Origin of the sequence: Brevundimonas sp. (genome assembly GCF_013912065.1) — a bacterium.
GTDB lineage: Bacteria > Pseudomonadota > Alphaproteobacteria > Caulobacterales > Caulobacteraceae > Brevundimonas.
Window position 1 is genome coordinate 1 of record NZ_JACESA010000021.1, and the last position, 17,683, is coordinate 17,683.

The 17,683-nt window shown below is 66.8% G+C and carries 16 protein-coding genes; 8 read left to right on the forward strand and 8 right to left on the reverse strand.

Annotated features, from left to right (window positions below; all coding sequences use genetic code 11):
* The 3 genes from H2037_RS14725 to H2037_RS14735 form a co-directional block, all read right to left on the reverse strand.
* Positions 1 to 2,133: helicase-related protein (locus H2037_RS14725; RefSeq protein WP_292123503.1), on the reverse strand; the 2,133-nt coding region annotated here is incomplete at its 3' end.
* Between the two features lie 46 nt (positions 2,134 to 2,179).
* Entirely contained in the window at positions 2,180 to 2,791 is a 612-nt protein-coding gene (gene fixJ / locus H2037_RS14730) for a response regulator FixJ (RefSeq protein WP_292123505.1), read from the reverse strand.
* Positions 2,788 to 4,047 (reverse strand): ATP-binding protein, encoded by a 1,260-nt coding sequence (locus H2037_RS14735; protein WP_292123507.1) that lies wholly within the window; start codon positions 4,045 to 4,047, stop codon positions 2,788 to 2,790. Before H2037_RS14735 ends, fixJ begins: the two co-directional genes overlap by 4 nt.
* Positions 4,048 to 4,583: 536 nt before the next feature.
* Between H2037_RS14735 and H2037_RS14740 the strand changes: the two genes are divergently transcribed.
* From H2037_RS14740 to H2037_RS14750, 3 genes are all read left to right on the forward strand, one after another.
* A complete protein-coding gene (locus tag H2037_RS14740) occupies positions 4,584 to 5,285 on the forward strand; it encodes a CHASE3 domain-containing protein (RefSeq protein ID WP_292123508.1) in 702 nt (233 codons plus the stop codon).
* Between the two features lie 233 nt (positions 5,286 to 5,518).
* A complete protein-coding gene (locus tag H2037_RS14745; protein ID WP_365833848.1) occupies positions 5,519 to 7,459 on the forward strand; it encodes a methyl-accepting chemotaxis protein in 1,941 nt (646 codons plus the stop codon).
* Positions 7,460 to 7,565: 106 nt separating this feature from the next.
* The gene (locus H2037_RS14750) at positions 7,566 to 8,099 is read left to right on the forward strand and encodes a hypothetical protein (RefSeq protein ID WP_292123510.1); all 534 of its coding nucleotides are present in this window, start codon (positions 7,566 to 7,568) and stop codon (positions 8,097 to 8,099) included.
* Here H2037_RS14750 and H2037_RS14755 read toward each other — a convergent pair.
* The gene (locus tag H2037_RS14755) at positions 8,096 to 8,305 is read right to left on the reverse strand and encodes a flagellar basal body rod C-terminal domain-containing protein (protein WP_292123512.1); all 210 of its coding nucleotides are present in this window, start codon (positions 8,303 to 8,305) and stop codon (positions 8,096 to 8,098) included. The two genes, H2037_RS14750 and H2037_RS14755, sit on opposite strands and share 4 nt — an antisense overlap.
* Positions 8,306 to 8,501: 196 nt before the next feature.
* Here H2037_RS14755 and H2037_RS14760 point away from each other — a divergent pair, with 196 nt between their 5' ends.
* The 3 genes from H2037_RS14760 to H2037_RS14770 all read left to right on the forward strand — a co-directional run bounded on the left by H2037_RS14760 (position 8,502) and on the right by H2037_RS14770 (position 11,747).
* Positions 8,502 to 10,406: a DEAD/DEAH box helicase gene (locus H2037_RS14760; protein WP_292123513.1), complete on the forward strand. Its 1,905-nt coding sequence runs from the start codon at positions 8,502 to 8,504 to the stop codon at positions 10,404 to 10,406.
* A 38-nt stretch (positions 10,407 to 10,444) separates the two neighbouring features.
* Positions 10,445 to 10,768: an Mpo1-like protein gene (locus H2037_RS14765; protein ID WP_292123514.1), complete on the forward strand. Its 324-nt coding sequence runs from the start codon at positions 10,445 to 10,447 to the stop codon at positions 10,766 to 10,768.
* Between the two features lie 88 nt (positions 10,769 to 10,856).
* On the forward strand, positions 10,857 to 11,747 hold the full coding sequence (locus H2037_RS14770; RefSeq protein WP_292123515.1) for a hypothetical protein: 891 nt from the start codon (positions 10,857 to 10,859) through the stop codon (positions 11,745 to 11,747).
* A gap of 76 nt (positions 11,748 to 11,823) precedes the next feature.
* Here the strand turns inward: H2037_RS14770 and H2037_RS14775 are convergent, their stop codons facing one another.
* The 3 genes from H2037_RS14775 to dnaG all read right to left on the reverse strand — a co-directional run bounded on the left by H2037_RS14775 (position 11,824) and on the right by dnaG (position 15,537).
* Positions 11,824 to 12,393: a 3D domain-containing protein gene (locus H2037_RS14775; RefSeq protein ID WP_292123516.1), complete on the reverse strand. Its 570-nt coding sequence runs from the start codon at positions 12,391 to 12,393 to the stop codon at positions 11,824 to 11,826.
* A 168-nt stretch (positions 12,394 to 12,561) separates the two neighbouring features.
* The gene (gene dusA / locus H2037_RS14780) at positions 12,562 to 13,578 is read right to left on the reverse strand and encodes a tRNA dihydrouridine(20/20a) synthase DusA (RefSeq protein WP_292123517.1); all 1,017 of its coding nucleotides are present in this window, start codon (positions 13,576 to 13,578) and stop codon (positions 12,562 to 12,564) included.
* A gap of 96 nt (positions 13,579 to 13,674) precedes the next feature.
* A complete protein-coding gene (gene dnaG / locus H2037_RS14785; protein ID WP_292123519.1) occupies positions 13,675 to 15,537 on the reverse strand; it encodes a DNA primase in 1,863 nt (620 codons plus the stop codon).
* A gap of 114 nt (positions 15,538 to 15,651) precedes the next feature.
* Here dnaG and H2037_RS14790 point away from each other — a divergent pair, with 114 nt between their 5' ends.
* Together H2037_RS14790 and H2037_RS14795 are read left to right on the forward strand one after the other, a co-directional pair.
* Positions 15,652 to 16,305, forward strand: a complete 654-nt coding sequence (locus H2037_RS14790) for a hypothetical protein (protein WP_292123520.1) — start codon at positions 15,652 to 15,654, stop codon at positions 16,303 to 16,305.
* 50 nt (positions 16,306 to 16,355) lie between these two features.
* Positions 16,356 to 16,586 (forward strand): transcriptional regulator, encoded by a 231-nt coding sequence (locus H2037_RS14795; protein ID WP_365833852.1) that lies wholly within the window; start codon positions 16,356 to 16,358, stop codon positions 16,584 to 16,586.
* Positions 16,587 to 16,813: 227 nt separating this feature from the next.
* Here H2037_RS14795 and H2037_RS14800 read toward each other — a convergent pair whose 3' ends face one another.
* Positions 16,814 to 17,650 carry an LD-carboxypeptidase gene (locus tag H2037_RS14800; RefSeq protein WP_292123524.1) on the reverse strand — a complete coding sequence of 279 codons (837 nt, stop codon included), beginning with the start codon at positions 17,648 to 17,650 and terminating at the stop codon, positions 16,814 to 16,816.
* Positions 17,651 to 17,683 lie beyond the last annotated feature (33 nt).

Below are 17,683 nucleotides of genomic sequence, written 5' to 3' on the forward strand. Positions count from 1 at the left end.
CGTCGCCGGGATCAGGGGGGCGGCGACGAAGGCCTGGGCGAAATGGCGGGCGCGGGGTTTCTGTAGGCCGGGCAGCCAGACGGAATGGACCCCGACGCGGATGGCGAAACTCTTCAGGGTGCGGCGCTCGACCTGGCTGAGGGCCGCCAGGTCGCGTTCGACGTCGCGGCGGTCGATCAGGCCGCCGGCCTCGATCAGGCGGAAGGCGATCCCGCGCGGCAGGCCCTTCAGGGTCCCGGACTCCACCGCCTGTCGCAGGCGGCGAAGATCGCGCAGGGCGCGGCCGGCCTCGGACGCCAGCCAGGCCTCGATCCGGCGGCGGGCGCGCTCGCGGGCGGGCGTGGGGCCCAGCTCGCCCAGCAGCCGGACGGAGGGCGAGAAGGGATCGACCCCGGCGGGCGTCGCCTGGATCTGGGCGGTCAGGACGCCGCGCCACAGCACCGCCCCGTCCGGCGTGACGGAGAAGGCCTCGTCGGTCTCGGCGGCGAGACGGCCCAGGCGGCGATTGATCTCGGGGGTGACGGCGCGCACGGCGGCCTGGCGCAGGGTGCGGTCTTCCAGCGCCGAGGCGCCCTTCTCCATCTGGAAGCGAACCCCCTCCAGCTGACCCACCACCTGGCCCTCGACCGTGACCTCGCCGTCGTCGGCGACGCCGGCGAACGTGTCGTCCCGGACGTTCAGGGCGCGCATCAGGGCGGTGGTGCGACGATCGACGAAGCGGGCGGTCAGCCGCTCGTGCAGCACGTCCGACAGCCGATCCTCCAGCGCACGGGTCCTGTCGCGCCAGCCCTGGGCGTCATGGACCCAGTCAGGGCGGTTGGCGATATAGGACAGGGTGCGGACGGCCGACAGACGGGCCGACAGCTGGTCGATCTGGCCGTCGTCGCGATCGACGAAGGCGAAGCGCGGCCCCATCCAGTCGTCGGTCAGCCGACCCCGCTTGCCGGTCAGGGCGTGGAAGACGTCCTTGGACAGTCGCGCGTGCTCGTCCAGAGTGGTCTTCTGGAAGTCGGGCAGCTGGCAGGCTTCCCATAGTCGCATGACGGCGCCGCGCGACCGGCCGATGCGGGCCACCTCCTCGTCCTTGATCAGGCGACGCAGCAGGGTCTCGTCCAGGGCCTCGGCGGTCAGGCCAAGGCCCGAGCGCTGGGGCGTGACGGTCAGAGAGCGCAGCAGGTCGGGCAGGGTGTCGAAATCCAGCCGGGCGTTGCGCCATTCCGCCGCCTCGACCGGATCGAAACGATGTTCGACCACCTGTTCGACCAGATCGGCGTCCAGATCCTCGGCCTCGGCCGTTACGCCGAAGGTGCCGTCGCGCAGGTGGCGGCCGGCGCGGCCGGCGATCTGACCGATTTCGTGGGCGTGGAGCCAACGGGTGCGGCGGCCGTCGAACTTGCGCAGACCGGCGAAGGCGACATGGTCGACGTCCATGTTCAGCCCCATGCCGATGGCGTCGGTGGCGACCAGAAAATCGACCTCGCCTGACTGGTACAGGGCCACCTGGGCGTTGCGGGTGCGGGGGCTGAGCGAACCCATGACCACGGCCGCACCGCCGCGCTGACGCCGGATCAGTTCGGCGATGGCGTAGACCCGCTCGGTGCTGAACGCGACGATGGCGCTGCGGCGGGGCAGGCGGGTCAGCTTCTTGGACCCGGCGTAGGACAGGGTGGACAGCCGGTCGCGCGTGACGATCTCCACCTCCGGGACCAGGCGGCGGATCAGGGGCTCCATGGTCCCAGCGCCCAGGAACATGGTCTCGAACCGGCCCCGCGCATGCAGCAGGCGCTGGGTGAAGACATGGCCGCGCTCGGGGTCGGCCACCAGCTGGATCTCGTCGACGGCCAGGAATTCGACAGACCGTTCCAGCGGCATGGCCTCGACGGTGCAGACGAAATAGTGCGGGCGCGGCGGGACGATCTTTTCCTCGCCCGTGATCAGGGCGACGGCGGCCGCGCCGCGCTGCTTGACGATGCGTTCGTAGATTTCGCGGGCCAGCAGCCGCAGGGGCAGGCCGATCATGCCCGAGGCGTGCCCCAGCATCCGCTCGACCGCCAGATGGGTCTTGCCGGTGTTGGTGGGCCCCAGGACCGCGGTGACGCGGGAAGGGGCGAGGCCTGCGGACCGGTCGCTCATGACCCCAGCAAGGTGGCGACGATTTCCGCCGGGCTCAAGGGGGCGTTCAGACTTCTCCGACGCTCAGTCCCAGGCGGACCAGCATGGACAGGCTCTGGGCCTGCATCTTCTGCATGACCTTGGCCCGGAAGATCTCGACGGTGCGAGGACTGATGTCGAGCATCAGGGCGATCTCCTTGTTCGACTTGCCGTCGATCAGGGCGTCGAAGACCTGTCGTTCGCGCGGCGTCAGGGTGGCCAGGCGGGACGCCGCCTCCTCTCGCGCCTCGCTTTCGGCCCCTTGTCGTTCCAAGGTCGAGAGACAGCCCCGCACCGCCTCCAGAATCCGGTTCGGATCGAAGGGCTTTTCGATGAAGTCGACGACGCCGGCCTTCATCAACTGCACCGCCAGGGGGACGTCGGCGTGACCGGTGATGACGATCACCGGCCAGCCGGGGCCGCGCAGGGCCGTCAGCTGACGAATGAGCTCGGTCCCCTCCATCTGGGGCATGCGCAGGTCGGTGATCACGCAGGCTGTCTTTTCTTCGGGCACGGCGTCGAGGAACTGGATGGCGCTGGCGAAGCCCCGCGCGCGGATGCCTTCGCCGCGCAACAGCATCAGCAGGGAATCCCGCATGGCCGGATCGTCGTCGATGATGAAGACGGAAGATTGGGTCATGCGACTTCGAGCTCCGAAACGGGGGAGAGGCGGAAGGAGAAGGCGGCGCCGCCCAGAGAACTGCGGCCAACCACCAGGATTGCGTCGTGGCTCTCGACGATCGAGCGGGTGACGGACAGGCCCAGGCCCATGCCGCCGGCCTTGGTGGTCATCATCGGCTGGAGGATGCGGTCCATCTGGTCTTCCGGAATGCCCGGGCCGTTGTCTTCGACCAGAATCTCATAACCCATGTCGGGCAGACTATGGCCGGCGAGACGGACAAGTCCGCTATCACGGCCTGTTACTGCGTCGACGGCGTTGCGGACCAGATTGGCGATCGCCTGCTGAACCTGGATGCGATCCGCCAAGACGTGATCCTCGAAGCTCTGCACGTCGATGCTTATCGTCACTCCGGTGTCCTGATGGATCAGGTCGAAGAGCGGGCGCAGATCCTCGATCATCGACGACACCCGCTCTTCAGCCATTTCCGGGGCGCCGGTCGCGATCAGTTCGCGCATGCGGCGGATGATGTCTCCGGCGCGAAGCAATTGGGTCTTGGCCAGGTCCAGCGCGCGTCCGGCGCTGTCGCCGATCGGTCCCGCCCGGGCGATGTCGGTCTGACCGGCGTGCAGATAGACGGTGGCGGCGGTCAGCGGCTGGTTCAGTTCGTGCGCCAGGGTCGCCGCCATCTCGCCCATGGAATTCAGCCGCCACCTTCTGCTGAGCTGGTCCATCAGGTCCCGCATACGATCGTGGGCCGCCAGAGCCTGTCGCTGGTCGCCCAGGGACAGCACGACTCGTTCCGGGTCCACGCTGCGGGACAGAAGACTGGCGTGGATCGTCAGCGGAATCATCTCGCCGTCCGGGCGGCGCACGAGCCAATAGCCAGGAGCCGGAAGGGTCAGGACGCCGCCGGAGGTCACGACCGAGAGCGTCGCCTTGTCGAAATCGGGAGCGAAGAGGCTGAAGGGGCGGGCAAGCGCGTCTTCGGGAGCGACACCGATGAGGTCGGCTGCAGGGGCCGTGATCCGAAGGATGCGGCCTTCGCCGTCGAGCGTCACGACGGGAACAGACGTCAGTATGCTGTGCAATAGGGCGGTGCGGCTGGTCAGTCGATGACAGACCTCGGCCATGACGGAAGCCACCACGACGAAAAGGATTGTGTCGGCGGCCAGGGCCATGACGCTGGATCGCGTCGTCATGAAAAGGTCGGTGACGACCGCGAGGCCGATGGCCAGGAAAGTCGCGGGACGGTTCGCCAAAAGAGCGGTCGCCATAACCGCCCCCAGCAGGGGCATGTAGTGGACATGCTCGATATTCTGAAGTGCGGATCTAACTAGGGCTGCAACTAACACGCAGGCGCACGCAAGAAAAACGCCGTTCCGCAAGGTCCTTGGGAAACGTCTCGGGGGCCAGTTCAGGCGAAATCCAGTAAAATCGTCTGTTCGCATCCGCATCATATTCGATCTCGCCGCCGCGAAATCATCTGGGTTATACCGCTGCCGCTTTTCTGACCCATTCTCTATAGCCGTCTTCGCTCTTTGGAAAAGCACCTTATTGTCGTTGTGCGTGAGTCTGCGTCAAAATGGACTCTCGGTTGACGGAGCGTATCGGCGGGGGTGTGGCGTGCAGATTGTACGCATTTGTACTGAATCCGTGGTTTAGGGTTCGTATTCATCAACCCCACATTGTGTTCATGCAGGATTCTGGTTCTTACTGGTCGTCGACAAGATTGGGCGCCAGGAGGCCATGGTTCAGGGAGGGGCCGCCTTTGCAGCTTCATTCCGATGTCCACGGGTCAGGGAGAATATGCGTGAAGTTCGCTGAAAGTCCGCCTGCTGCCCGCCAACTGGCCCTGGCCTATGGGGCCATGCTCGCGGCGCTCACCGTTATGGGCGTCCTCGTCGTGATCAACCTGATGGCCCTGCAAAGCGCCAACGAAGTCAGAAATCGCGAAAACAGGCTCGATCGCATCCTGGCTGAAGCCGAGTTCCGCCTCGCCCGACAGGAAAACTCCTATCGCGGGTTTTTGCTGTCGACGGAGCCCTATTACACCGCCCGGCTTGAAACCCACCGCGCCGAGTTCAGGAAAGCCATGGCGCAGGCGCGCGCCTATGTCCCCGCGACCTACCAAGCGACGATAGACGGGGCGCTGCAGGCGGCCGACGGCTGGTATCGGAACGTCGCTGTCGCCGGCCAGGCTCTGGCCGCCCAGGGGCGTCTGGCCGACGCCGAACGGCTGGTCGGCCAGACCGGGGTGTCCGAACGCTATCTTGATCCCGTTGAGACGGCGATCGACGACCTGAGAGCGGTCAATGCGGTCGCGCTGGAGTCTTCGCGTCACGCTCAGGTCGCCGCGTCGCGCAACGCCCTGATCGCGGTGACCGCCGGCCTGGCCAGCACCATACTGATGTTCCTCCTCGCCGGCCTGGCCACGAGCCGCGCCATCGCGGGATCAACCTTCAGCATGACCGACTACCTGCAGAAGCTCAGGACCGGCGGCGCGGCCATCTAGGTCGAGCAGGTTCGTGGAGGGGAACGAGCGGCTCGGCCCGTGCGTCCCAGATCCCCTTGCTAGAGGCAGGTCGCGGGCTGTTTCGTCGGGCCGACCCCGAGCGCGGATGGGATACGGGTTCCTACCTACGCCTTAATTCAGAATTCGTATTAATCATCCTTCCATTCTTGCTCGGCAGAGGTGGCTGGTCGCTGAAGTCCTATTGCGACCGCCGCAGGGGTCGGGAGATAGCGTTGAATTTTCTTGAAAACATGCCGGTGGGACGCAAGCTCGCCGTCGCCTTCGGGGTTGTTCTGGCGGCGATCGGCGTCATGGGCGCGGTCGTCACGATGAACCTGTTGGCTCTGGATCGCGCCGATGGGATGCGAAGCCAGGAGCACAATATCAACCAAGCCTTGGCCGTGGCCGAGTTCCGTCTGTCCAAGCAGGAAAACTCCTATCGCGGCTATCTGTTGTCGCACGACCCCTATTATGCGGAGCGGCTCGATTTCCACCGCACCAAGTTCAAGGAAGCCTTGGAGCAGGCGCGCGTCGATCTTCCCTCGGATCGTCAGGCGCCGATCGACAAGGCGATTCAGGCGGGCGACGGCTGGTACGAGAACATCGTCCAGGTCGGAAAGGGCTTGGTCGCCGAGGGGCGTTTCGCCGAGGCGGAACAGATGGTCGGTCAAACCGGAACCGCCGACAAATTCATCGAACCCGTCGAAGGGGCGATGGACGAGTTGAAGGCCTCGAACGAGGCGGCCCTCGAAGCGTCGCGCAAGGCTCAGGCCGATGCGTCGCGCGGCGCCCTGCTCGCCGTGGTCGTGGGGCTTCTCGGAGCCCTGTTCGTGGCGCTCGCCGCCGGCCTGATCGCGACCCGCGCCATCGTCCGGCCGACCTTCAACATGATCGGCTATATGCAAAAACTGATGGCCGGCGACACCGCCATCCAGATCGCGGGCGCCGACCGCAAGGACGAGTTCGGCAAGATGGCCCAGGCTATCACCGCCTTCCGCGACGCGGCGGTCGAGAAGATTCGCGTGGAGCAGCAAGCCTTGTCGCAGCGTTCGATGTCGGAACAGGAGCGCGCCACCAGCGAAGCCGAGAAGGCGCGTATCGCCGAGGAGGATCGGGTGGCCCTGACGGCCCTGGCCGACGGTCTGGCGGCGATGTCGAACGGCGATCTGACCCACCGGTTCACCGTCGAGGTGGCGCCCCGGTCGGAACAGCTGAAAACCGATTTCAACACCGCCATCGCCCAGCTGCAGCAGGCCCTCGGCGTGGTTCTGGGCAATGTGGCGGGCATCCGGTCCGGCGCCGGCGAGATCAGCCAGGCCGCCGACGACCTGTCGCGCCGCACCGAACAGCAGGCCGCCTCGCTGGAAGAGACCGCCGCGGCCCTGGACGAGATCACCGCCACGGTGAACAAGACCGCCTCGGGCGCGCGTCAGGCCTCGGACGTGGTCCAGGCCGCCAAGGGCGACGCTGAGACCTCGGGCGTCATCGTCCGCGACGCCGTCTCGGCCATGCAGGCGATCGAAAGCTCGTCCAGCCAGATCAACCAGATCATCGGCGTCATCGACGAGATCGCCTTCCAGACCAACCTGCTGGCGTTGAACGCCGGGGTCGAGGCGGCGCGCGCCGGCGAGGCCGGTCGCGGCTTCGCGGTCGTGGCCTCCGAGGTCCGGGCCCTGGCCCAGCGTTCGGCGGATGCGGCCAAGGAAATCAAGACCCTGATCTCGGCCTCGACCACCCAGGTCGGCTCGGGCGTCAAACTGGTCGGTCAGACCGGCGAGGCCCTGCAGCGGATCGTCGACCGGGTCGCCGAGATCGACGGACTGGTCAGCGAGATCGCGGCCTCGGCTCAGGAACAGGCCATCGGCCTGGCCGAGGTCAACACCGCCGTCAACCAGATGGACCAGGTCACCCAGCAGAACGCCGCGATGGTCGAGCAGTCGACCGCCGCCAGCCATTCGCTGTCGCAGGACGCCGAGGCCCTGCAGGCATCTGCGGCGCGGTTCAAGGTCTCCGACGGGATCGCTGGGACGGCCGCACGGGTTTCGGCCCCCAGACGCGCATCCCCGCCCGCGCCCGTCCGCACGCCTCACATGGCGGCCGCGCTGAAGACCGTGGGTCGCGGCGGCGCGGCGCCCAAGGTCGAGGCGGACGCCGAAGGTTGGGAAGAGTTCTAGCCAAGGCGGCCCTCACGAAGACCGATCACGGTTCGCTGAGTCGACTTCGCCTGTAAGGTGAGTATCCTTAACGGCGCCTCGAAGGAGGCGTCGTCGGAGGGGCGCCGTGTTCGGCATCGGTCATCTGAAACAGCGATTCAGCCAGTACGCGGCCCTTTGGGTGGCGGGCTTTCTGATCAGCGGCGCGGCCATCCTGGTCGGCATGATCTTCATGGACATGATGGCGGCGGCGGACATCGTCCTGCCCGTCTTGCTCGCGCTGGTCGCCCTGACGCTGGGCGCGGGCGTGGTCGCATCATTTCTGTCGAGCGAAACCCTGGGGACGAAGCTGACGGTGCTGACGGCGGCGGCGCTTCTGGTCCTGCCCCTGCTGTGGGCGCCGGTTTCCGCGGCGGTGGCCGTGGCCTTCTTCGCGGGCCGGTCGATCGAATATTCGATCGCCTATGCGGATTTCCAGATCGCGGTCGCGTCGGTCCTTTACCCGTTGTCGGAGTTGTTCCTGGGCGGGGCGGTGTTCAGCGCCGTCTGGGCGGGCTTCCAGTTCTTCGCCAGCCTGGTCGGGGTGATCTCGGCCTTCGCTAGGGCCTGGCCCTATATCCGGCGCGTCCTCGGTCCCGAGCCGGCGGCGACCGACAGTTAGGCCAGCATGTCCAGCAGGGTCCCGCTCATCTCGTCGGCGGTGCGGACCACGGCGGCGTTGGCGGAGAAGGCGGTCTTGGCCTGAATACGTTCCACGGTTTCTTCCGCCAGATTATCCAGCGGCGCGGCGGCCGTTCGACGGGCGCTGTTTTCGAAGCGCGACTGGGCGTTCATCATTCCGGCGGCGGCGATGGGCAAGAGTTGCATGACGGTCTCCTTCAGGCGTCAGATTGCGCCTGCCGGGGTCAATCCCGTCTGAAGGAACAGGGTGAACGGCGTTTTCTGCCCCGCTTGCGCCTTTATCCGTGTATAGAGCGACCCTCATTCGCCCGGCCTGAGGTCTGTTCCTCGGCCGGGCGCGGTCGTTTCGGCGACCGCCTCGTCCGTTTGTCCCAGGTAGCCGATGCCCTTTCCCGCCGTCCATCCCGCGCTCGACCGCGCTCTGATCAACAAGGGCTATGCCGAGCCGACTCCGGTGCAAGCCGCCGTCCTGGAAGGCGAGCATGCGGATCGCGACCTGCTGGTCTCGGCCCAGACCGGTTCGGGCAAGACGGTCGCCTTCGGCCTGGCCGCGGCCCCGACCCTGCTGGGCGACAAGCCGATCTTCGGTCCGGGCGGCGCGCCCCTGTGCCTGGCCATCGCCCCCACGCGGGAACTGGCCATGCAGGTCGCGGCCGAGCTGCAGTGGCTGTACGCCGACTCCGGCGCCAAGATCGCCACCTGCGTCGGCGGCATGGATGCGCGGCGTGAAGCCCGCGCCCTGAGCTTCGGCGTCCATATCGTCGTCGGCACGCCCGGCCGCCTGAAGGATCACATCGACCGGGGCAATCTGGACCTGTCCGAGCTGAAGGTCGCCGTCCTCGACGAGGCCGACGAGATGCTGGACATGGGCTTCCGCGAGGACCTGGAGTTCATTCTGGACCACGCGCCGGCCGAACGCCGCACCCTGCTGTTCTCGGCCACCATCGCGCGCGAGATCGCGACCCTGGCCAAGCGCTATCAGAAGGACGCGGTGCGGATCGACGCCACCGACAAGACGCGCCAGCACGCCGACATCGAATACCGCGCCTATCGTATCGCCCCGAACGAGATCGAACACGCAGTGGTCAACACCCTGCGCTGGTACGAGGCGCCGCGCGCCATGGTCTTCTGCTCGACGCGGGATTCCGTGCGCCACCTGCAGGCTTCGCTGCTTGAGCGGGGCTTCTCGACCGTCAGCCTGTCGGGCGAAATGGGTCAGCGCGAACGCACCGACGCCTTGCAGGCCCTGCGTGACGGCCGCGCCCGCGTCTGCGTCGCCACCGATGTGGCCGCGCGCGGTCTGGACCTGCCCGATCTGGGCCTGGTCATCCACGCCGAACTGCCGATGAACCGCGCCGGGCTGCTGCACCGTTCGGGCCGGACCGGCCGGGCGGGCAAGAAGGGCGTCTCCGTCATGCTGGTGCCGCACTCGCGCCGCCGCAAGGCCGAGCGCCTGATGGACGACGCCGGCGTCGACGCCGTCTGGTCCGGCGCCCCCACGTTCGACGAGATCCGCAAGGCCGATGAAGGCCGTCTGCTGTCGCCCGAATTCTTCGAGGCCGAGGTGTCCGACGAGGACATGATCGTCGCCAAGCGGATGATCGCCGAGCGCACGCCCGACGAGATCGCCGCCGCCCTGGTGCGCCTGTTGCGCAAGGAGCAACCGGCGCCGGAAGAACTGTCCGATCCCGGTTCGGATCGTGGTCCCGCCAAGCGCGAACGCACCGTGCGCAACGACGACGGCACGGCGGCTCAGCCCTGGCCCGGCGACCGTCTTGGCGCCGACGACGTGGTCTGGTTCCGCCTGGACGTGGGCCGCAACAAGAACGCCGACCCCAAATGGCTGATCCCGCTGATCTGCCGCATCGGCGGCATCGCCAAGCCCCAGATCGGCGCCATCCGCACCTTCCCGGAAGAGACCCGGTTCGAGATCGCCAAGTCCCATGAACAGGCCTTCCGCGAGGCGGTCGCCGCGTCCAAGGACGAGGTCAAGATCACGCCGTCGGAAGCCCCGACGCCGGGCTCGATGAAGGCCGGCCGCTTCGCGGGAAAGCCGAACCGCGAGGACGGCGACCGTCCGTTCAAGAAGACCCCCTACAAGCGCGCCGACGGCGGCGAGGGCGACGCCCGCCCGCCGTTCAAGAAGAAGCCCTGGGCGCCCCGGTCCGACGCAGGCGGCGACAATCCGCGCTCGAACGCAGCCGGCGACAAGCCGTTCGCCAAGAAGGCCTTCAAGCCCAAGCCGGGCTTCAAGAAGGACGGGTTCAAGGGCAAGCCGAAGGGCTGAGACTTGCCTGATCGTGGGCGGAGGCGCACCCTCCGTCCATGAACACGCCATCGACCCCCGAGGGACGATACGCCTCGTTCGAGGCCTTCTATCCCTATTACATCCATGAGCATTCCAACCGGACCTGTCGGCGGATCCACGTCGTGGGCACCGGCCTGGTGATCCTGGCCTTCGTCGCCTTCCTTGTGACGCTGAACCCCTGGTGGCTGCTGGCCATGCCGCTGGTGGGCTACGGCTTCGCCTGGGTCGGGCATTTCTTCTTCGAGAAGAACCGTCCCGCGACATTCAAATATCCGCTGTGGAGCCTGATGGGCGACTTCCGCCTGTTCTTCGAGACGGCGACCGGCAAGCGACGCTTCTGAACCCGCCGTTATTTGAAGCTGTACGGTAAGCGTGAAGCGGATATGGTCCCAGGTGCGGCGGGACGCCGCACCTGGGAGGACGTCGACCATGAAGATAATCGCCGTCGCGGCGAGCGCCGCGCTGTTGCTGGCCCCGACGACCAGCCTGGCGCAGAAAAACGGGGCCAAGCCTGACTTCACCCTCGAGCCCAACTATGGCTCGGTGCGGCTGGAGACCGGCTTCACGCCCGACCCCTGGACCAAGTCGATCCTGGCCGGCGGATCAATTCCCGCCTCGGCCGCACGATCGGGCTGCGAGGGCTCGGTCAGCGCCGCGCCGGACCTGCAGCTGGATTTCGAAGCCGGGACCCTGGACCTGACCATCAAGGCGATGGCGTCCGAGGACACCACCCTGCTGGTCAAAACGCCCGGCGGGCAGTGGCTGTGCGACGACGACAGCGGCGGCGGCCTGAACCCGATGGTGACGATTTCGGCCCCCTCAGACGGGCGGTACGACATCTGGGTCGGCACCTATAACGACGACATGGTGCAGTCGACGCTGCAGATCAGCGAACTGGGCGGCTCGGATTCGTCGGACGCCGGCGCGCCGAACACGGACCTGGAGCCCAACTTCGGTTCGGTGCGGCTGCGCTCCGGCTTCACGCCCGATCCGCATGTAAAGTCGATCCTGGCCGGCGGCTCCATTCCGGCGTCGAGCGCCAAGTCCGGCTGCGAAGGCAAGGTCAGCGCCGCGGCCGACTATCAGGTCTTCTTCGAACCCGGCAGCATGGACCTGACCTTCCTGGTCGAGGCGTCCGAGGACACCACCCTGCTGATCAATACGCCGAACGGGCGCTGGTATTGCGACGACGACAGCGGCGGCGGCGTGAACCCCAAGGTTCTGATCACCAATCCCCAGAGCGGGCGTTACGACGTCTGGGTCGGAACCTATGGCGACGACATGGTGCAGTCGACGCTGAAGGTCAGCGAACTGGAATAGGAACGCCGCCTCCAGGCCGACATGAAGACGCCGGCGACCCGAAGGTTCGCCGGCGTTTTTCGTTTTCGCGGTCGGTCTAGTTGGCCGCGTTTTCCCAGGCCGGGGGGCAGCCGTCGAAACGGCCGGCGTCGGCGATGGTCAGGGTCCGCATGTTCAGACGACGCGCCTGGGCCATCGAGCCGCGGCCGTTGCCGGTATAGAGGTCGATCTTCTGACCCTTGATCGCGCCGCCGGTGTCCGAGGCGTACCAGTAGCCGTCGTGAATCGAGCCGTCGGCCATCCGCAGACCCACGGTCTCGCGGATGAAAAGTTTGGTGCGGCGGGGAATGACGCGCGGATCGACCGCGACGGTGCGCATGGCGATGGGGCGGCAACCCAGGGAATCATTGCCCGTCGCCCCGCCGCCGCCTGCGTGATAGAGGCGGGCCGAGGCGCGCCAGTCCGGGTCGCCGGCCATCAGCTCGACCTGGTCGGCGCTCAAGGCCAGCGGGATTTCGGAGAGGGCGTCGGTGGAACCGATCTCGGCCGCCGGGGTTTCAACCCTGGCTTCATCCGCCGCGACAGCGACATTGTAAGGGACCGGTCCGCTCGAAAGCGAGGACAGGGCAGCCCAAAACATGGCGAAGGCAGCGGAGGCGCCGATCATCCGATTTGCTCATAGAAACGCCGGCTCCCAACGCCGCCGGCGCGGGGTTTGTCGCGTTAACTTGTGGCCAGAAAGGGGCGCAGCGGTCGTCGTGGACCAGGCGTGTTCCCGATGAAGACCATAACATACGGATAACTTTGGATATTTCAGACGCTCATGTCGCCTGTGTCAGGCCGCGTCCTCGCGGCGCGCCTCGGCCTCGCGCACGGCGTCGGCGGCGCGGTCCAGCACCTCCAGGCCCGCGTCGGGTCGGATGGCCTCGACGGTCAGGATACGGCGGAAGGCCCGTGCGCCGGGGCGGCCGTGCATCAGGCCCAGCATGTGGCGGGTCATGGCCGGCAGGCGCACCCCTTCGTCCAGGCGCGCGGCCATATAGGGACGATAGCGGTCCAGCGCCGTAAAGGCGTCCACGTCCGCCGTGTCGGCCCCGTACAGGCGGCGGTCGGCCTGGCCCAGGATCGCCGGCTCATGATAGGCGGCGCGGCCCAGCATGACCCCGTCCAGCCGCACGCCGTCGCTGTCGTCCAGCAGGGCCTCGGCCTGGTCCAGGTCGGCGATCCCGCCGTTGATCGAGATGTTCAACTGGGGCCGTTCGCGCTTCAGACGGCGCACCAGTCCATAGTCCAGCGGCGGCACGTCGCGATTCTCCTTGGGCGACAGGCCCTGGAGCCAGGCCTTGCGGGCATGGACGATGAAGACCTCGATCCCGACGGCGGCGCAGGCGTCCACCGTGGCGAACAGGCTGACCTCGGGATCCTGATCATCGACGCCGATACGGCATTTCACCGTGGCGGGGATGGAGACGGCGGCCTTGATCGCGGCCATACAGTCGGCCACCAGCTCCGGCTCGCGCATCAGACAGGCGCCGAACCGCCCCGACTGGACCCGGTCGGACGGGCAGCCGACGTTCAGGTTGATCTCGTCATAGCCATAGGCGGCGCCGATCCGGGCGGCCTCGGCCAGTTCGGCGGGATTCGACCCGCCCAGTTGCAGGGCGACCGGGTGTTCGACGGCGTCCAGACCCAGCAGGTGATCGCGATCCCCGTGCAGCACGGCCGGCGCCGTCACCATCTCCGTATAGAGGAGGGCCCGCGACGTCAGGGCGCGATGGAAGGCCCGGCAGTGCCGGTCCGTCCAGTCCATCATCGGGGCCACGGACAATCTACGGGATTGGTTTATCGACATTTATAGGCGTTTCGGACTGCGGTCGGCGGCGGGCGTGGAGGCTTTTACGACCTTTTTCGTCGATTTTCGCCCCCTCCTGGTCCCGCCGGTCGTCGGTCAGACCAGGGTGGTCCAGAAGTCAGGCGCCGCGAACGAGCGGACGATGGCGTCGCGCTCGGCCTTCAGCCGGACCAGCGCCTCCATGCCGGTGCCCTCCCCCATGCCCTGTTTCGCGGCCTCGATCGCGCGCGACAGGGCGGCGAGGTGGGTCATCAGGCCGAACACCTTCAGCCATTGGGTCCGCGCCTCGGACACGGGCAGCTCCGACGACAGGAAGGCGGCGCCGGACTTGGACGCGGCCCGCTCGATCTCCTTCAGCAGGGGATCGAAGCCGGCGTCGTGCAGACGATGGCGCACCACCGCCGCATCCGACCCCTGGCCCGACAGCCGCAACCGGACCAGTTCCTGCGCCAGACCGTCCAGGGCCGGATCGCCGAACCCCTGGACGCCGACCTCCTCCAGATGATCGTCCAGTCGTTCGATGTCGTCGATGGCGGCATAGGCCAGGGCGGCGGCCACCGGGCTGACGGCGCGAAACAGGGACTGCATCGCCTGCGCCCCCTCAAGGGTCTGGCCCAGTTTGGGCGGCGGGCCGAACCGGCCCCGCCCCTGCCCCGGCGTCCAGGGCGCGCGCTGGGGGCTGCGGGGAAACAGGGCGTCGAACCTGTCGAACAGGTCGCGGCGATATTGCTCCGCCAGATCCTTGTCCTGAATGGCCGAGGCCGTGTTCCTCAGCCGCGCCTTGAACCCGGCCTTGCGCTCGGGCGTGTCCAGCGGCTCGGCGTCCTGTTCGCGACGGAACAGGACCTCGGCGAAACCGTGGGTCTGGGCCAGGGCCTGGCGCAGGGCCGGCGCCCCCTTGTCGCGCAGGATGTCGTCGGGGTCCTGACCGCCGCTCAGCAGGGCGAAACGGAAAGACCGCCCCGGCTTCAGCAGCGGCAAAGACCGTTCGATGGCGCGATAGGCGGCGCGCAGTCCCGCCGCGTCGCCGTCGAAACACAGGACCGGCTCGGACGACACCCGCCACAGCCGCTCCATCTGTTCTTCGGTCAGGGCCGTGCCCATCGGCGCCACGGCCGGCAGGCCCGCGCGCTGGCAGGCGATGACGTCCATATAGCCTTCGACCACGATGATGGCCTGATCGTTCTTCGATTCCGCCCCCAGGATCCGCCGCGCCTCGGGCAGGCCGTACAGGGTCGCCCCCTTGTGAAACAGCGGGCTCTCGGGCCCGTTCAGATATTTGGCCCGGTCGTCGGGGTTCATCGCCCGGCCGCCGAAACTGACGATCCGCCCGCGCGCGTCCAGGATCGGGAACATCAGCCGGTCGCGGAACCGGTCATAGGGCTGGCCCCCGCTTTCGGGCGCGATCAGCATCCCGGCCTCGACCAGTTCCGCGGGTTTGGCGCCGCGCTGGATCAGGGCCTGTTTCAGCCCCTCGCGGTCGTTGGGCGCATAGCCCAGGCCGAACCGCTCCCACTGATCCTCGGGCAGGCCGCGTTTTTCCAGATATTCGCGCGCCGCCTTGCCCGGCGTGCGGCGCAGATTGGCCGCGAACCATTTCTGGGCCAGGTCCATCCAGTCGGACAGACCCTGACGCTTCTGCTCGCGCTCGGCCTCCTTGGGGTCTTCGGCCGGAAGCTGCATCCCGGCCTCGCCGGCCAGCCGCTGCACCGCCTCGACGAAGCTCAGCCGCTCGGTCTCCTGCAGGAAGGAGATGATGTCGCCGTGTTTCCCGGACGAGAAGTCGTGGAAGAACCCCTTGTCGTCATTGACGAAGAAGGACGGCGACTTCTCCTTCGAGAAGGGCGACAGGCCGACATATTCCCGCCCCTGCCGCTTGAGCTTCACCGTCCGCCCGATCACGTCGGACGGCCGAAGGCGGGCCTTCAGTTCATCGATGAATCTTTCGTCGAAACGCACGCGCGATCCTTAGCGTCCGTTCCGCTCACAAGCGAATCCCGTCGCACGGGATTGAAACCCTCTTGACTCGACTAGTTTAAAATTCAAAGTAGTCACACACATTGGAGGTTGTTGATGATCGATGTCCCTTCCCGCCAGGATGACGGCGATCTCGCCTATCTCAAGCGGCTTGCCCTTGCGGGTCGTGGCGAACCCGCGCCCTTCCTGCTGTTGATCGCCGTATTTGGTGGCGCCTATGGCTTCGCCCTGCTGTCGATCCTGACGGCCTTCATGATCGAGGGATTGCCCAAACCCGGCTCGCCCGTAGAGGGGCCCATCTCCAACTTCGTGGGAAGATGGGCTATCATCACGTCCCACCTGGCATTCTTCGGCGCCGTGTTGTGGACCGCATGGCGAACCATCGGGCCGAACCGTATCCGCCTCAGCCGAACAGCCTCCGCGACATGGTCAGCGAGCTTCGCCGCCTTAGTCGTGACCTATGTCGTCTTCCGCATGTTCACGCGGGACGAACCGTTGACCAACGTGATCCACACCAATCAGATCATGGTTTCAGTCGTGCTGATCCTCTGGGGCGCCGCATGGTGGATCACCGCGCTGTCCGGCGACCGGCGATGGCTTATCCTTGTGGCGATCGGTAGCTTCGCGGCCGCTGTGGCCTTGGCGTGGCTCGGCCTGGGGTCGCTGACCGCCCTTTCGATCCTTTGCGCCAGTCTGATTTTCCTGGCCTTCGTTCCCGCCGTGATTCTGATGCGCGAGAAGCGGAGGTGAAGGCGTCGCCCACTGCAGACCCCGCCTTTTCTCATCGGATACGGACTGGGGTGATGGCCTATTTGTCGGCTGCGGAGACGGCCGACTTCACCGAACTCGCTCAGGCCCTCGCCATCCCCAATAACAGCCTGTCCAGCCACCTGACCCGATTGGAGGGCGCGGGATACATCGAACTGCGGCGGGGTTTCTTGGGCCGCAGGCCACAGACCCGCATCGTGCCGACCGATGCCGGACGGGTGGCATGGACGTCGTATCTGGACGAACTGAGCAATACCGGCTGAACCATGCAGTCGATCAGGCGGTTCGTCCGGGCATCCCCCGAGGTCCGAACGAACCGCCGCATCGCATAAGGCGTAAACCGCAGCGTCCCCCAACGCCTTGGCTAACGAAGTCCTAACGCCTCGCGGACCTGCATCTGACGTTCACAGGCGCCGACTGTCGAGGGGCGCCGACCGTCGTGATGTGGATCAAGGCCGGACTGTGTCTTTCGCGCCGCGCCCGCTTTTTGTCATCGACGCCCGAAAGGCACGACCTTGTTGGCATGGTCGTGCCCTATATCGGCCGAACCCAGGAACTCTATGCCTGATCTCAGGCACCAATACCGAACGATCTCGTCGGGAGTCTGGCCGAAATCGGGATCGTTTGGCGTGACATCGGAAACACGTCCCAGGCGAATTCCGGCCACACGTCGAATGGAGTCCTGTCCCGTCAAGTGAAACATCATTCGGTCGATCCGGTAGGCCGCCTCCGACACCTCCTCCAGCATCAACACATGACCGGCCAGATCGGGCTCCAGATCGGTGCCGAGCAACTGGTCGATGATGGTCAGGTTGAAGGCGACGGCCGGCCGCGGATCCTGCGCCAGCGATGGTTCGAGCCAGTCGGTCCGCCCGGTCGTCAGCCAGTCCAGGGCGCCCCGCGCCGTCGCGTCGTCGCGCACCGAATCCGACGCCATCGGCCCATGGGCCAGATGTTCGAACCCGGCGCGGTACATCCCCGCCAACAGACTGCCCGCGTCGGAATAGCCCATGTAGCGTTTCTTGCGGGCCACGGCGTTCAGGCGCGGGATCACCGATTCCGCGATCCGGCACGAACCATAGCCGCCGCGCGCGAACCAGACGGCGTCGATGCGCGGATCATTGGCGAACTCGACGAAGGCGTCGGCCCGCGCCCGGTCGTCCCCGGCGAAATGCCCGTGCTTCAGGAAACAGGCGGGGTGGAAGACCACCGCCACATCGCCGTCCGGGTGATGTTCGGCCATCCAGTGCTCAACCTGGTCGGCCCGCTCCCGGGAGAAGCGCGAACTGGCGCAGACCACGCCGATCTTGAAGCTGTTGCTGGTCACGCCCGTCTTCTTCGCCGAAATTGCGATCCGGCT

Coding starts and splice junctions, on each gene's coding strand:
- fixJ (WP_292123505.1), bottom strand. CDS start 2,791: ATGACCCAATCTTCCGTCTTCATCATCGACGACGATCCGGCCATGCGG.
- H2037_RS14760 (WP_292123513.1), top strand. CDS start 8,502: ATGCCCTTTCCCGCCGTCCATCCCGCGCTCGACCGCGCTCTGATCAAC.
- H2037_RS14765 (WP_292123514.1), top strand. CDS start 10,445: ATGAACACGCCATCGACCCCCGAGGGACGATACGCCTCGTTCGAGGCC.
- H2037_RS14770 (WP_292123515.1), top strand. CDS start 10,857: ATGAAGATAATCGCCGTCGCGGCGAGCGCCGCGCTGTTGCTGGCCCCG.
- dusA (WP_292123517.1), bottom strand. CDS start 13,578: ATGTCGATAAACCAATCCCGTAGATTGTCCGTGGCCCCGATGATGGAC.
- H2037_RS14790 (WP_292123520.1), top strand. CDS start 15,652: ATGATCGATGTCCCTTCCCGCCAGGATGACGGCGATCTCGCCTATCTC.
- H2037_RS14735 (WP_292123507.1), bottom strand. CDS start 4,047: ATGGCGACCGCTCTTTTGGCGAACCGTCCCGCGACTTTCCTGGCCATC.
- H2037_RS14755 (WP_292123512.1), bottom strand. CDS start 8,305: ATGCAACTCTTGCCCATCGCCGCCGCCGGAATGATGAACGCCCAGTCG.
- H2037_RS14775 (WP_292123516.1), bottom strand. CDS start 12,393: ATGATCGGCGCCTCCGCTGCCTTCGCCATGTTTTGGGCTGCCCTGTCC.